Genomic DNA, 14,173 nt, shown 5'->3' on the forward strand with positions numbered 1-14,173 from the left:
CCCCATTGCCAAGGAGAGACCCTTGTGCCAGCCTTCTCTTACTAGGATTCAATCATAGATAAGATTGGATTGATTCAATGAAGGGCCACCGGGCGAGGTGGGCGGTTCTGGCGGCCGCCCTGCTCGCGCTCCCGGCATGCGGCGCCGCCGCAGAGGAAGCCGGGACAGCGGGCGCGGACGACGCCCCCTACGTGATCATGGTGAGCGCCGGCAGCGATGCCGGGCCCGTCACCGACCAGCTCATCACCGGCGTGAACTCGGTCAAGGCCGGCGTCGCGACGGTCAACGAGTCCGGTGGCGTCAACGGGCGGCAGATCAAGCTCATCGAGTCGCCGGACAACGCCAACCCCACCAAGGCGGTGTCCGGCCTGCGCGCGCAGCTCGCCAAGGAGAAGCCCGACGCCTACATCGTGACGGCCGGCACCCAGGTCAGCTCGGCGGTCGCGCCGATCCTGAACCAGAACAAGATCCTGTTCATGAACTCGGCCAACATCGACGACACGGCCGACCCCAAGCAGCACCCGCTGGCCTTCAACCTGGCCGCCTCACCCCGCGTGGTGGTCGAGGACTACCTGCCGGTGTTCGAGTCCAACGGCTACAAGAAGATCGGCATCCTGCACGGCAACTCCCCGTACGCCAAGAACTTCGGCGAACTGTCCGAGACCGTGTTCAAGGAGAACGGCTACGAGGTCGTGGGCAAGGTCGAGTACGACTCCGCCGCGCTCGACATGACCGCCCAGATCTCCGCGCTCCGCGACGCCGACCCCGACGTGGTCGTCTTCAACGCCTACGGCGCCCCCACCGGGTACGTGCTCAAGGGCATCACCAAGCTGGGCTGGGACGTCCCGCTGCTCGGTGAGACGTCGGTCGCCTCGACCCCGCTGGTCACCCAGGAGCCCCCCGAGGGCCTGCTGGGCTCGGCCGAGGTGAAGAACCTCAAGATCGAGGTGAACGCGGCCACGGTCTACGACCCGGCGGCGGAGGCCACGAACAAGGCCGTCGCGAAGATGAAGGAGCTCGGCGGCATCAAGGGCGCGATGGTCAACGTCCTCGGCTACGACGGCGTCCTGCTCATCGCCGCCGGGGCCAAGGACGCCGGCAGCACCGACGCCGCGGCCATCGCCAAGTCGCTGGAGAAGCCGGAGGTCAACGGCAACACGGGCACCGCGGTCTACACGAGCTACCCGTACTCGGCGGAGTCGCACGAGCCGAAGCTGGCGCGCGGCACCCACACGTTCGTGGACCCCGCCCCGATCGTCAACGGCCAGATGGGCGCGTCCAAGTGACGCTCGTCTACGCAGGGCTGTCGCTGGGAGCCGTGTACGCGCTCGTGGCCATCGGTTACAACATCGTCTACGTGGCCTCGCGGTCGTTCAACTTCGCGCAGGCCCAGCTGATGATGATCGGCGCCTTCGTCGCCTACGCCGGCCACGTCACGTTCGGGCTCCCGGCGCCGGCCGTCATCCTCCTGACGATGGCCGTGGTCATGCTCATCGCCGCCATCCTGGAGCGCGTCGCCGTCCGGCCCGTCGCGGACCACCAGACCCAGCTGATCACCACGCTCGGGTTCGGCACGGTCCTGACGGGCCTGGCCCAGCTCATCTGGGGCACCCAGCCGCTGGAGGTGCCGTTCATCGGCTCCAAGGAGGCGATCACGCTCGCCGGCGGCCGGGTGTACACCTTCGAGCTCGGCCTGATCGCCATGGCCGTGCTGCTCGTGGTGGGCATCCACCTCTACACCCGCAGGCGGCTCAACGGCCTCGCCGTGGTGGCCATGTCGCAGGACGCCGAGGCGGCCGTGCTGCGCGGGGTCAACGTGCGCACGCTGGCCTTCGCCGCGTTCGCCGTCACCGGGCTGCTCGCCGGGCTGATGGGCTTCTTCATCGGCCCCAAGACGTTCGCCGTCGCGACGCTCGGCTCGGCGCTGGCCCTGAAGGGCTTCGTGGCGCTGGCGATCGGCGGCTTCGGCAGCTTCTACGGCGGGCTGGCCGGCGGCTTCACCGTCGGGCTGGTGGAGGAGCACGCGGCCCGCTACCTCGGCTCGGAGTTCAGCAACCTGAGCGTCTTCGCGATCCTCCTGCTGGTGCTGATGATCCGGCCCACGGGTCTGTTCGGCAAGGTCCAGGAACGGGCGGTGTGACGACGTTGAAGGCGTGGGCAGCCCTCCGGGCGGTGCCGTCGTGGGTGTACCCGGCGCTGCTGGGCGCTCTGCTGCTGGCGCTGCCGTTCCTGGGCGCGGACTACGGGCTCACCCGGCAGGTGGAGCTGACGCTCATCATGGCGCTCATCGTCAGCGGCCTGAACCTGTCGCTCGGGTACGCGGGCCAGCTCGCCATCGGTCAGGTGGCCATGTACGCGGCCGGCGCCTACACGGCGGCGATCATCTCCAAGGCCGGGACCACCGACCTGCTGGTCCACCTGCTCGTGGCGGGGCTGGCGGCGCTGGTCGTCGGCATCCTCACCGGCATCCCCGGGCTCCGGCTGGGCTCCTGGTCGCTGGCCATGACCTCGTTCTTCCTGGTGCTGCTGGTGCCCGACGTGGTGACGATCCTGGAGGAGCACACCGGCGGCGCGCACGGCCTCTCCGGCATCCCGCCCGCGACGCTGTTCGGCTACCAGCTCGGGCCCGAGCAGTTCTACTTCTGCGTGGTCGCGGTCACGATCCTGTGGTTCGCGGCGTTCCGCAACATCGTGGCCTCCCGGCACGGGATCGCCTTCCAGGTGCTCAAGCAGAGCCCGGTGCTGGCGTCGTCGGTCGGCATGTCCGTCTTCCGCACCAAGCTGGCCGGGTACGCGATCGGCGCCGTCCCCGCCGGGCTCGCGGGCGCGCTCTTCGCCAACCTGGACCTGTTCGTCTCGCTGGACGCCTTCAGCTTCCACGTCGCGACCGGCGCGCTGGCCGCCTCCATCCTGGGCGGCTCGGTCAGCGTGTACGGGGCGCTGCTCGGCGCGGGAGTCGTGGAGTACGGCAACTCCCAGTCGAGCAGCTTCCAGGAGTACTCGCTGGTGTTCTTCGGCCTGTTCCTCCTGATCGGCGGCGTGCTGATGAGCGGCGGCGTGGCCGGCGCGGCACGCAAGCTGGCCGCCCGCCTCGACCGGGCCGCCGGCGTGCTGCCCGGCGCGAAGGCCGGCACGGAGACGGAGATCGCGCCCATCACCGGCGGCACGATGGAGGTCACCGGCGTGGCCAAGGCCTTCGGCGGCAACCAGGCGCTCACGAACGCGGCGCTGCGTGCCGAACCCGGCCGGGTCACGGCCCTGATCGGCCCCAACGGCTCCGGCAAGACCACGCTGCTCAACCTCGTCTGCGGCTACTACCGCAGGGACGCGGGCACGATCACGCTGGACGGCAAGGAGATCGGCACGGCGGCGACGCACGCCATCGCCAGGCTGGGCGTGGCGCGGACGTTCCAGACCCCGCTGATCCCGCCCGGGATCACCGTCAGGGACGTCGTGGCCTCCGGCCGCTACACCGCCGAGCCCGCCTCGTTCGGCGGCGCGATCCTGCGCACCCGGCGTTTCCGCCGCGTCCAGCGGCGCGACCGTGAGCAGGCCGGCCAGGCCCTCACGCTCGTTGGGCTGGACCACCTGGCCGACACCGAGGCGGCCACGCTGCCGCTCGGCATGCGCAGGCTGCTGGAGGTCGCTCGGGCGCTGGTCGCCGAGCCCAAGGTGCTGCTGCTCGACGAGGTGGCCTCCGGGCTGGACGAGGCCGAGGTGGAGACCCTGGCCGCGCTCATCCGCCGGATCCGCGACGCGGGCTGCACGGTCATCCTGGTCGAGCACAACTTCGGCCTGGTGCTGTCGCTGGCCGACGAGATCGTGGTGCTGGCCCGCGGCTCCGTGCTCGCCTCCGGCACCCCGGCCGAGATCGAGGCCGACCCGCGGGTGCGCGACGAGTACCTCGGCGTGACCGACGACTCGGTCACCACCGGCAAGGAGGGACACGCATGAGCGACGCCCTGCTGACCGTGGCCGGCCTCGCCACCGGCTACGGCGACCTGCGCGCGGTCTGGGACGTCTCGTTCGAGGCCAGGCCCGGCGAGGTCACCGCGCTGCTCGGCCGCAACGGCTCGGGCAAGACCACCACGCTGCGCGCCGTCGCCGGGCTCAACCCGGTGCACGGCGGCGAGCTGGTCTTCGACGGCCGCCCGCTGGCCTCCGTCCCCGCGCACGCCCGGGTCAAGCTCGGGATCAGCTACGTCCAGGAGGGCAAGCGGGTCTTCCGGGAGCAGTCCGTACAGGAGAACCTGCTCCTCGGCGGCTACAGCCTCGGCCTGCGCCGCAGGGCGCTGGAAGGCGAGCTGGACCGGATCCACGAGCTGTTCCCGATCCTGCGCGAGAAGCGCGACTCCCCGGCGGGCGCGCTGTCCGGCGGCCAGCAGCAGATGGTGGCCATCGGGCAGGCCCTGATGGCCAGGCCGCGCCTGCTCATGCTCGACGAGCCGTCCGGCGGCCTGGCGCCGTCGGTGGTGGCCGAGGTGATGGCCAGGGTGTCGGAGCTGAAGGCGTCGGGGCTGGCGATCGTGCTGGTGGAGCAGGCGGTCGAGGCCGCGGTCGAGGTCGCCGACCACGTGACGGTGATCGACGTCGGCAAGGTCGTGGTGAGCTCCCCGGTGGCCGAGATCGACGACCTGGAGCGGATCAAGGACGCCTGCATGGGCAGGTGACGTGAGAAAGGAAGACGACACATGGACAGCGGGGACTTCGCCGCCGTTCTGAGCACCGTACGGGAGTTCGTACGCGAGGTCGTGGTGCCCGCGGAGGACGTGATCGAGGAGACCGACGAGATCCCCGAGCGGATCCGCGGCGCCGCCGCCGGGATGGGCCTGTTCGGCTACACCGTCCCCGAGGAGTACGGCGGGCTCGGCTGCGACGCCGAGCAGGACGCCCGCCTGGCCATGGAGCTGGGTTACACCACCCCGTCGTTCCGCTCGATGTTCGGCACCAACAACGGCATCGCCGGGCAGGTGCTGGTCAACTTCGGCACCGAGCGGCAGAAGGCGGAGTTCCTGCCGCGGATGGCGGCGGGGGAGTGCGTGGCCTCGTTCGCGCTGACGGAGCCGGAGGCCGGGTCCGACCCGAGCGGCCTGCGCACCCGCGCCGTGCGCGACGGGGACGACTACGTCATCGACGGCCACAAGCGCTTCATCACCAACGCCGACCGGTCGGACGTCCTCATGGTGTTCGCCCGTACCGGTGAGGCCGGCCCGAAGGGCATCTCGGTCTTCGCCGTGGACACGCGCACGCCGGGCGTGACCGTGGGCCCCAGGGACAAGAAGATGGGGCAGCGCGGCTCCCACACCAGCGAGATCCACTTCGACGGTGTCCGGGTGCCCGCCACGCGGCTGATCGGCGAGGTGGAGAACGAGGGGTTCGCCGCCGCCATGCGCTCGCTGGCCAAGGGCCGGCTGCACATCGCGGCCTGCTGCGTCGGCCTGGCGCAGCGGCTGGTCGACGAGAGCGTCCGGTACGCCGCGTCGGCGAAGCAGGGCGGCACCGTGATCGGCACGTTCCAGCAGGTGCAGGCGATGATCGCGGACTCGCAGACCGAGCTGATGGCCGGTCGCGCGCTCGTGCTCTCCGCCGCCCGCGCCTACGACGACGGCACGGATCGGCGGATCGGGCCGTCCAGCGCGAAGCTGTTCTGCAGCGAGATGGCCGGCCGGGTCGCCGACCGCGCCGTGCAGATCCACGGCGGCAGCGGCTACATGCACGGGGTGCCGGTCGAGCGCCTCTACCGCGACGCCCGGCTCTACCGCATCTACGAAGGGACCAGCGAGGTGCAGAAGTTGATCATCGCCAGGAATCTGATGCGTGAGGTGGCCACCCGATGACCGGCTCCCGTGACGCCGTGATCTGCGAGCCGGTGCGGACCCCGATCGGCCGCTACGGCGGCTCGCTCAAGGCGCTCCCCGCCCCCGAGCTGGGCGCCCAGGCGCTGCGCGGGCTGCTCGCCCGCACCGGACTCCAGCCCGAGGCGATCGACGACGTCGTGCTCGGCCACTGCTACCCGACGAGCGAGGCCCCGGCCATCGGCCGCGTCGTCGCGCTGGACGCGGGGCTGCCCGTCACCGTGCCGGGGCTCACCGTCGACCGGCGCTGCGGCTCGGGCCTGCAGGCGATCCTGTACGCGGCCAGGGAGGTCGTGACAGGAAACGCCGACGTGGTCGTCGCCGGCGGCGTCGAGAGCATGAGCAACGCCGCCCACTTCTCCTTCGACCTCCGGTGGGGCGCCCGGCAGGGCGGGGTCCAGTTGCACGACAGCCTGGAGCGCGGCCGGGTCACCGCGGGCGGCCGCCACCATCCGGTGCCCGGCGGGATGCTGGAGACGGCGGAGAACCTGCGCCGCGAGTACGCCATCCCCCGCGAGGAGCAGGACGAGCTCGCGCTGCTGTCGCACCGGCGGGCCGTCGAGGCGCAGCGCGACGGCAGGAGCGCCGAGGAGATCATCCCGGTCACGGTCCCCGTCAAGGGTGGCGAGACGACCGTGGACCGCGACGAGCACCCGCGCGCCGACACCACGCTGGAGTCGCTGGCCAGGCTGCGCCCCATCCGCGCCGCCGCCGACCCCGAGTCGACGGTCACCGCGGGCAACGCCAGCGGCCAGAACGACGCCGCCGCGCTCTGCGTCGTCACCACCCTCGACCGGGCCGCGGCGCTCGGCCTGCGCCCGCTGGTGCGGCTGGTGTCGTCGGGGGTGGGCGCGGTCGAGCCGCACCGGATGGGCATAGGGCCGGTCCCGGCCACCCGCATCGCGCTGGACCGGGCCGGGCTGCGGCTGGCCGACATGGACCTCATCGAGCTCAACGAGGCGTTCGCGGCCCAGGCCCTCGCGGTCATGCGCGAGTGGCGGTTCGGCGAGAAGGACCTGGAGCGTACGAACCCGCGCGGCTCCGGCATCTCGCTCGGCCACCCGGTCGGCGCCACCGGCACCCGTATGGTCGGCGCCCTCGCCCGCGAACTGCACCGCCGCGAGCAACGCTACGGCCTCGCCACCCTCTGCATCGGCGGCGGCCAGGGCATCGCCGCCGTCTTCGAGCGGATCACCTGACGATCACGAGCCGGATGCCAGGAGTGCCTTCAGGCGCTCCTGGCTCACCTTCAATGACGGCGTACGAGGGAGCGCGTCCAGCGGGACGAAGCGGACCGGCACCTGGTAAGGCGTCAGCCGGGCGCGCGCCCAGGTCTCCAGCTCGGCCGGGTCGAAGGCGGCGCCGTCGGCCACCTCGACGGCCGCGACCGGCACCTCGCCCAGCCGGACGTCGGGCAGGCCGACCACGGCGGCGTCGCGTACGGAGGGATGGCCTTTCAGCACCTCGGCCACCGCGCCCGCCGACACCTTGAACCCGCCCCGGATGATCACGTCGTCGGTCCGGCCGACGACCCACAGGAAGCCGTCCTCGTCGACCCGCGCCAGGTCGGTCGTCTCCTGCCACCGGTCGGGGTCCGGCGACTGCGGCGTGCGCACGTCCAGCCGGCCGACCTCGCCCGCGGGCACCGGCTCGCCCGTCTCCGGGTCGCGCACCCGTACGCCCACCCCCGGATGCACCCGGCCCACGCTGCCCCACTTGGCGTCGCGGTGGCGCTCCCAGTCCTTCATCGTCCAGCCCGCGATCCCGCCGGCGAACTCGGTCGCCCCGTACGTGACCAGCACCGCGACGTCGTAGACGTCCTCGAACCGGCGCGCCAGCTCCGGCCGGAGCGGCGCGGTGCCGCACACTACCGCGCGGACCCCGGCGAAGACCGCCGGATCGACACCGGCGTCCAGGACCATCCGCAGCGAGGTGGGCGTGAGCGCCAGCACCCGCGCGTCGTACGAGGTCACCAGCCGCACCAGGCCGTCGACCGTGAACCGCTCCAGCATCGCCACGCTCCGCCCCTCCAGCAGGTTGAGCAGCAGCCGGAACAGCCCGCTGGTGTGCAGGATGGGCGCGACCACGATCGCCACCCCGGAGCGCAGCCGCGCCCGCCAGGGCCGCCCCGACTCGTAGTGCGCGGCCCCGGCGAAGCTGGCCTCCAGGTTGCGGAAGCCGACCGGGACGCGCTTGGGCGGGCCGGTGGTGCCGCTCGTCAGCATGCTCACCGCGACCCCGGGCAGCGCCCGCGCCGCGACCTGCCCGGCGTCCAGCGCGCACCCGGTGACCACCGTGACCGAGCCGGGCTCGTACGCGGGCACGGACAGCCCGAGCACCCCGGCCGACCGGGCGGCCGTCACCAGGCTCTCCGACTCCCAGTCGGCCGCGTCGGCGACCACCGCCACCAGATCCAGGTCGCCGACGTCCTTCGCCAGCGCGTCCGCCGGCTGCACGGGGCTGAGCGAGACGACGCAGTAACGCCCGGCCAGCGACCCGAGCACCGCCCCGACGACGCCGGGCCGGTTGCGCATCACCACGCCCACCCGCGCGCCCTCCGGCGCCCCGACCGCCCGCAGCCGCTCGTCCAGCGCGCTGGCGCCCGCGGCCAGGTCGCCCCACGTGCACCACCGGCCGTCCAGCTCCAGCGCCCGCGCGTCCGGGTCCACGTCGAGGACCGCTTCCAGCCGCTCCGGCAGACCTGTCATGTCATCACGCTTCCTGGTCGGTCCTGGGAGTGAGTCGTCCGGCGGGCGTCGTCGAGAGGCCCCAGCCCGCGAAGACCCCGTCCAGCGCGGCCACGAACGGCAGCGGCTGGTCGAGCATGACGTGGTGGCCGCAGTCGGCGATCTCGACGACCGGCAGCGAGACGCCCAGCCGCCGGTGCATGGCGGCGGTCATCTCCGGCGGCGGCAGCCCGTCACCGGCCCTCATGAGCGCGACCGGGCAGTCCGGCGGGAACAGCTCTTCCATGGTGAGCCTGGGCTGGCCGAACAGGAGCGGGTCGAACTTCCACGTCCAGCCGCCCTCGACGGCCCTGACGGAGGTCTCGGCGAGATGGTCCACGACGAACCGGTGCGCCCGCCCCACCTCCGGGATCGGATGGAAACGCGCCACCGCCTCCTCCCTGGTCGGGTAGAGGCGCGGCCGCCGCAGCGCCTCCTGCCGCCGCGCCACGTGCGCCGGGGTGTCGGCCTCCTCGCGCAGGACCGAGTCCACGCTGACCACGCCGCCGAGTTCGGGCCCGTACGAGAGAGCCGCGCGGAGGCAGACCAGCCCGCCCATGCTGTGCCCGACCAGCACCGGCGGGCCCGTGATCCCGGCGTCGGCCGCGACCGCCAGCACCTGCTCGGCCCAGGTGTCGTGGCCGTAGCGCGGGGCGTGGCCGCTGTCGCCGTGACCGGACAGGTCGAGGGCGACGGTCCGGTGGCCGCCGGCGTACAGCGGCGCGATGTGGTCCCACCACCTGCTGTGGGCCGCGCCGCCGTGCACGAACACGATGCCGGGGCGTCCCGCCGCGCCCCAGGCCCGGTAGCGGATGGGCACGCCGGCGACGGTCACCTCGCCGGTGTCGACCGGATGGGCGAGCGCGTCGCGGAACCAGGAGGGGATCATGGGCTCAGTATCCGCGCGCCAGGTCGACCGGGTTGACCACCGGTTCACCCCGCTCGACCCGTTCCAGGTTGCGGGCGAACAGCTCGACCACCTGCCTGCCGTAGCCGGGGGAGCTCCACGAGACGTGCGGGGTGAGGATGGCGCCGGGCGCGTCCCACAGCGGGCTGACGGGCGGCAGCGGCTCCTTCTCGAACACGTCGAGCGCCGCGCCGCCGATCGAGCCCGCGCGCAGCCGGCCGGCCAGCTCGCGCTCGTCCACCACCTCGCCGCGCGACACGTTGACGATCAGGCACGACGGCCGGCACCGGTCCAGGACCTTCCCGTCCAGCAGGTGGCGGGTCAGCGGGGTCGCCGGGACGGCCAGGACGATGGCGTCGGCCCGCCCGGCCAGCTCGGCGAAGCGCCCGGCGGGATGCGTCTCGTCGAACTCCGGCACCGGGTCCGGGCCGTTGCGCACCCCGATCACGTCCATGCCCAGCGCCTTGGCGCGGCGGGCCACCTCGCGCCCCACCGGCCCCGCCCCCGCCACCAGGAGGGTCCCCCCGGACAGGACGACGGGATGATGCGGCTCCCACGCCCGCGACCGCTGGCTGGCCAGCACCTCGGGCAGCCGCTTGGCCAGCGCGAGGAGCATGGCCACGGCGAACTCGGCCATCGCCGGCGCGGACAGCCCCTTGGCGGCGGCCACCCGCACGTCAGGCGACAGCCCGGCCGCCGGGAGGATGCTGTCGGCCCCCGAGCCCACGAGGTGGATCAGCCGCAGCCGGCGGGCCACGGACCAGTCGGGCACCCGCATCCCCAGCCCCAGCACGGCTTCCACCCGGTCGAGCTCGGCGAGGAAGCTCTCCGGCGTGCGGCAGGCCACCACCTCACGGTCCCCGAGCACGGCTCCCGCCCGGGACACGGCGTCCACGGCGAACCTGCCGTAGCAGTGCACCGTGCCGATCCTGCCCGCCCGCATACCACTCCTAACGTCGAATCATTACTATAATAAAAGAAAAGACCCGGCCCTTGGAAGAGGGCCGGGCCGTGCGGGTGGTCACTTGCGGTTGTAGAGCCTCATGGTCAGCGCGCCGAAGACGGCGACGAAGAGCGCGGAGGCCACCAGCACCCCGGTTACGGCGCCCGTGTCGGGGGCGCCGCCCATCAGGGAGCGGACCGCCGAGACCAGCAGGGTGATCGGGTTGACGTTCACGAAGGACTGCAGCCAGCCCGGCATCGTCGACGGGTCCACGTACACGTTGCTGAGGAACGTGAGCGGGAACAGCACCAGCATGCTGACCCCCATCACCGACTTCTCGCTGCGCAGCAGCAGCCCGAACATCGTCCACACCCACGAGAACGCGAACGAGAAGACCAGCAGCAGCGCGATCCCGGCGATCACCCCCACGAAACCGCCCTCCGGACGGAAGCCCATGACCAGGCCGACGCAGAGGATGACCACCGAGGCCATGATGTAGCGCAGCATGTCGCCCAGCAGGTAGCCGACCATGGTCGACGGCCGCCAGATCGGCAGGGTGCGGAACCTGTCGAAGACGCCCTTCTCGATGTCCTTGTTCACCTCGACACCGGTGTACATGGTGATCATCACGACGCTCGTCACCATGATGCCCGGCAGCAGGAACTGCAGATACTCGGTCGGCGAGCCGGCCAGCGCCCCGCCGAACAGGTACGTGAACATCAGCGTCATCATGATCGGGAACGCGGTCACGTCGAAGAGCTGCTCGGGCACGTGCTTGATCTTCAGCATCGCCCGCCAGCCGAACGTGACCGACGCCGACAGCGCGCTCGGCCGGGGCGGCCTGGTCGCCGGCGCCAGGACCGAGGAGAGCATGCCGGGGGTGGGAACGTAAGCGGTGGTCTCCGCGGTGGTGGTCATGCCGCTGCCTCCTCGGTGGCGGGGTGGTCGGTGAGTGCCAGGAAGACCTCGTCCAGACTGGGCTGGCCGAGGGAGAAGTCGTCCACGACGATGCCCGCCCCGGCGAGCCGGGCCAGGGCGGCCGAGGCCTGCGCCGCGGCGACCTCGTCCCGGCCGTCGCCGATGCGCGCGGTCAGCGCGACCGGGTCGGCCTCCAGGTGGACGGGCGCGTCCAGGGCCTCGGCGAGCAGCCGCTCGGCCTCCGGGCGGTCGGCGGCCTCGCGCAGCCGCACGTGCACGGAGCCCGCGCCGACGGACGACTTCAGCTCGCCCGGGGTGCCTTCCGCGATCAACCGGCCGTGGTCGATGACCGCGATCCTGGACGCGAGCCGGTCGGCCTCCTCCAGATACTGGGTGGTGAGCAGCACCGTGGTGCCGTGCGCGACGACGACGCGCACGATGTCCCACACCTGGTTGCGGCTGCGCGGGTCGAGCCCGGTGGTGGGCTCGTCGAGGACGAGCAGGTCCGGCGTGCTGAGGATGCTGGCGGCGATGTCGAGCCGCCGCCGCATGCCGCCGGAGTACGTCTTGACCTGCCGCCCGGCGGCGTCCGTCAGCCCGAACGCCTCCAGCAGCTCGGCCGCCCTGTCCCTGGCCGCGGGCTTGCGGTGGCCGAGCAGCCGGGACAGCAGGATGAGGTTCTCCGCCCCGGTCATCTCCTCGTCGACCGACGCGTACTGTCCGGTCAGGCTGACGCGGGAACGGACCGCGTCGGCCTCGCGCACCACGTCGTGCCCGAACACGGTGGCCTCGCCGCCGTCGGGCCGCAGCAGCGTGGCGATCATGCGTACGGCGGTGGTCTTGCCGGCCCCGTTGGGTCCGAGTACCCCGTACACGGCGCCGGCCGGCACCTCCAGGTCGAGTCCGTCCACGGCGCGGGTCTCGCCGAAGACCTTCACCAGTTTCGATAGCCGAATCGCCGGCTCGTTCATGGGCTTCCTCTCAAGAGACGTACGGATGGGCGAGGCGCGCGTCCCGCAGCGCGCGGCCCCACCAGGTCAGCTGGTCGAGCATGGTGGCGACGGCGCGGAGCCTGCCGTCGGTGTCGCGGGGGCACCCGTCACCGTCGGCGTCGGCGAGCAGGTCGAGCCCGACCCAGTCGCGGACGGTGACGGCGTGCAGGGCGCCGAAGACGGTGCGGAGCTGCTCGACGGCGTAGAAACCGGTCGAGCCGCAGCCGTAGGAGACGAAGCCCACCGGCTTGGCGTGCCACTCGTCGTAGGCGTAGTCGATCGCCTGCTTGAGCGGGGCGGGGAAACTGCGGTGGTACTCCGGGGTGACGACCACGAACGCGTCCGCGCTCCCCACCGCCGCGGTGAACTCCCGCATGGCGGGGGTCGCCGTCCGCGGATAACTGCCGGGAAACGCGTACCCGGCCAGGTCGAGCACCTCGACCGCGACATCGGCGCGTCCGCGGGCCAGCCCGGCGAACCACCGGCCGACCGTGTCGCAGGCGCGGCCGTCCCGGGTGCTGCCCAGGATCACCGAGACGCCCAGCATCGCCTTCTCCTCTCTCGCCGCCGTCACCTGTGAGGCGCGAGAAACCCGCTAGATCGGATCTAGCGGGGGAACTCGTCCGGGATTGCCGGACAGTACGGCGTATGGATGTGATGCGGACCCGCATACGGGACGGCGATCAACGAGCGTTCGAGGAGCTTTTCGACCAGTACGCCAGAAGCGTCTACAACCACGCCTGGCGGCTGACCGGCGACTGGTCGGTGGCCGAGGACGTGGTGTCGCTGACCTTCCTGGAGGCGTGGCGGTCACGGGAGCGGCTCACACCGGACGGGGGCTCACTGCGGCCCTGGCTGCTCGGGGTGGCCACCCACGTGACGCGCAACCTGCGGCGAACCAGGCGGCGCCACGAGGACGTCATGGCCAGGATGCCCCGTGCCGACGCCGTCCCCGATTTCGCCGACGAGCTGGTCGGTCAGCTCGCCGACCAGGAGCGGCTGGCCGAGGTGCGCGAGGCGATCGGCCGCCTGCGCACGCACGAGCAGGACGTGCTGCTGCTGTGCGTGGGGGCCGGGCTCGACTACGCCGAGGCGGCCGAGGCGCTGGGCATCCCGATCGGCACTGTCAGATCCCGGTTGTCCCGGGCCAGGAAAAAGCTGGAACTGGCCCTGTCCCGACGACAGATGAATGGTGACCGCGGCACCGCGGTCCGGCCCGTCAAGGAGAGCACCCGATGAACATCTTCCCGCAGGAACGGGACCTTCCCGAGGGCCGTCACCAACTGCTCAAGGAGTTCGTGATGACCTCTCTTCAGGACCGGCCGAAGGCACGTCGCAAGCTGCCGCGCGCCGGCGTGCTGGCCCCCGCGCTGGGCCTCGCCGCCGCGGCCGCGGTGGCGCTCCCGCTGCTGTTCGGCAGTGCCCCCGCGTACGCGGTGGCCGAGAACCCCGACGGCACCGTGACCATCACCATCAACGAGGCCAAGGACCCCGAGGCCCTGGAGGCCGAGCTGAGGGGGATGGGCCACGACTTCGTCGTCGACTACCTGCCCGCCGGCAAGAAGTGCGCCACCCGTCCGCGCGGCGAGAACTGGCTGTCGAAGGAGGAGGCCCCGCTCGCCGTCTTCCCGCCCACCATCGAGACGACCGGCTTCCAGATCGACCCGTCACAGATCAAGCCCGGCCAGACCGGCGTGCTGGAGTTCGCGGTGAACGACAACCCCGAGGCGGGCGACGTCGTGGCGGCGATCTGGGCGCGGGTCTCCGACGGCCCCGTGGCGCCGTGCGACCTGGTCGACGGCGACGCACCGCTCGGCGACTCCTAGCGGAGC

General features: G+C 72.2%; 14 protein-coding genes. 8 read left to right on the forward strand and 6 right to left on the reverse strand.

Translation table 11 applies throughout. The annotated features are described in order from the left end of the window. Positions 1 to 77: 77 nt before the first annotated feature. From AB0K05_RS14645 to AB0K05_RS14670, 6 genes are read left to right on the forward strand one after another with little or no spacing between them, the layout of a single operon-like run. Positions 78 to 1,286 carry an ABC transporter substrate-binding protein gene (locus AB0K05_RS14645; protein ID WP_364229433.1) on the forward strand — a complete coding sequence of 403 codons (1,209 nt, stop codon included), beginning with the start codon at positions 78 to 80 and terminating at the stop codon, positions 1,284 to 1,286. Beyond that, positions 1,283 to 2,140 (forward strand): branched-chain amino acid ABC transporter permease, encoded by an 858-nt coding sequence (locus AB0K05_RS14650; protein WP_271277342.1) that lies wholly within the window; start codon positions 1,283 to 1,285, stop codon positions 2,138 to 2,140. Before AB0K05_RS14645 ends, AB0K05_RS14650 begins: the two co-directional genes overlap by 4 nt. Further along, positions 2,137 to 3,954 (forward strand): branched-chain amino acid ABC transporter ATP-binding protein/permease, encoded by a 1,818-nt coding sequence (locus AB0K05_RS14655; protein ID WP_364229435.1) that lies wholly within the window; start codon positions 2,137 to 2,139, stop codon positions 3,952 to 3,954. The genes AB0K05_RS14650 and AB0K05_RS14655 overlap by 4 nt, the downstream gene beginning before the upstream one ends. Then, the gene (locus AB0K05_RS14660; RefSeq protein WP_364229437.1) at positions 3,951 to 4,670 is read left to right on the forward strand and encodes an ABC transporter ATP-binding protein; all 720 of its coding nucleotides are present in this window, start codon (positions 3,951 to 3,953) and stop codon (positions 4,668 to 4,670) included. The genes AB0K05_RS14655 and AB0K05_RS14660 overlap by 4 nt, the downstream gene beginning before the upstream one ends. 21 nt (positions 4,671 to 4,691) lie before the next feature. Continuing rightward, positions 4,692 to 5,837: an acyl-CoA dehydrogenase family protein gene (locus tag AB0K05_RS14665; protein ID WP_364229439.1), complete on the forward strand. Its 1,146-nt coding sequence runs from the start codon at positions 4,692 to 4,694 to the stop codon at positions 5,835 to 5,837. Then, a complete protein-coding gene (locus tag AB0K05_RS14670; protein WP_364229441.1) occupies positions 5,834 to 7,054 on the forward strand; it encodes an acetyl-CoA C-acetyltransferase in 1,221 nt (406 codons plus the stop codon). Before AB0K05_RS14665 ends, AB0K05_RS14670 begins: the two co-directional genes overlap by 4 nt. A 3-nt stretch (positions 7,055 to 7,057) precedes the next feature. Here AB0K05_RS14670 and AB0K05_RS14675 read toward each other — a convergent pair whose 3' ends face one another. The 6 genes from AB0K05_RS14675 to AB0K05_RS14700 form a co-directional block, all read right to left on the reverse strand. Next, positions 7,058 to 8,563: a class I adenylate-forming enzyme family protein gene (locus AB0K05_RS14675; RefSeq protein WP_364229443.1), complete on the reverse strand. Its 1,506-nt coding sequence runs from the start codon at positions 8,561 to 8,563 to the stop codon at positions 7,058 to 7,060. 4 nt (positions 8,564 to 8,567) lie between these two features. Next, on the reverse strand, positions 8,568 to 9,470 hold the full coding sequence (locus AB0K05_RS14680) for an alpha/beta hydrolase (protein ID WP_364229445.1): 903 nt from the start codon (positions 9,468 to 9,470) through the stop codon (positions 8,568 to 8,570). A gap of 4 nt (positions 9,471 to 9,474) precedes the next feature. Beyond that, the gene (locus tag AB0K05_RS14685) at positions 9,475 to 10,431 is read right to left on the reverse strand and encodes a D-2-hydroxyacid dehydrogenase (protein WP_271277348.1); all 957 of its coding nucleotides are present in this window, start codon (positions 10,429 to 10,431) and stop codon (positions 9,475 to 9,477) included. 78 nt (positions 10,432 to 10,509) lie between these two features. Continuing rightward, positions 10,510 to 11,349, reverse strand: a complete 840-nt coding sequence (locus AB0K05_RS14690) for an ABC transporter permease (RefSeq protein WP_219542931.1) — start codon at positions 11,347 to 11,349, stop codon at positions 10,510 to 10,512. Further along, on the reverse strand, positions 11,346 to 12,320 hold the full coding sequence (locus AB0K05_RS14695) for an ATP-binding cassette domain-containing protein (RefSeq protein WP_148035394.1): 975 nt from the start codon (positions 12,318 to 12,320) through the stop codon (positions 11,346 to 11,348). The genes AB0K05_RS14690 and AB0K05_RS14695 overlap by 4 nt, the downstream gene beginning before the upstream one ends. Before the next feature lie 10 nt (positions 12,321 to 12,330). Continuing rightward, positions 12,331 to 12,888: an NAD(P)H-dependent oxidoreductase gene (locus AB0K05_RS14700; protein ID WP_364229448.1), complete on the reverse strand. Its 558-nt coding sequence runs from the start codon at positions 12,886 to 12,888 to the stop codon at positions 12,331 to 12,333. 101 nt (positions 12,889 to 12,989) lie between these two features. Here AB0K05_RS14700 and AB0K05_RS14705 point away from each other — a divergent pair, with 101 nt between their 5' ends. Continuing rightward, on the forward strand, positions 12,990 to 13,580 hold the full coding sequence (locus AB0K05_RS14705) for an RNA polymerase sigma factor (RefSeq protein WP_364229450.1): 591 nt from the start codon (positions 12,990 to 12,992) through the stop codon (positions 13,578 to 13,580). Beyond that, positions 13,577 to 14,167, forward strand: a complete 591-nt coding sequence (locus tag AB0K05_RS14710; RefSeq protein WP_364229452.1) for a hypothetical protein — start codon at positions 13,577 to 13,579, stop codon at positions 14,165 to 14,167. The genes AB0K05_RS14705 and AB0K05_RS14710 overlap by 4 nt, the downstream gene beginning before the upstream one ends. Positions 14,168 to 14,173 lie beyond the last annotated feature (6 nt).

This window comes from Nonomuraea sp. NPDC049486 (genome assembly GCF_040676925.1).
Lineage (GTDB): Bacteria > Actinomycetota > Actinomycetes > Streptosporangiales > Streptosporangiaceae > Nonomuraea > Nonomuraea ferruginea.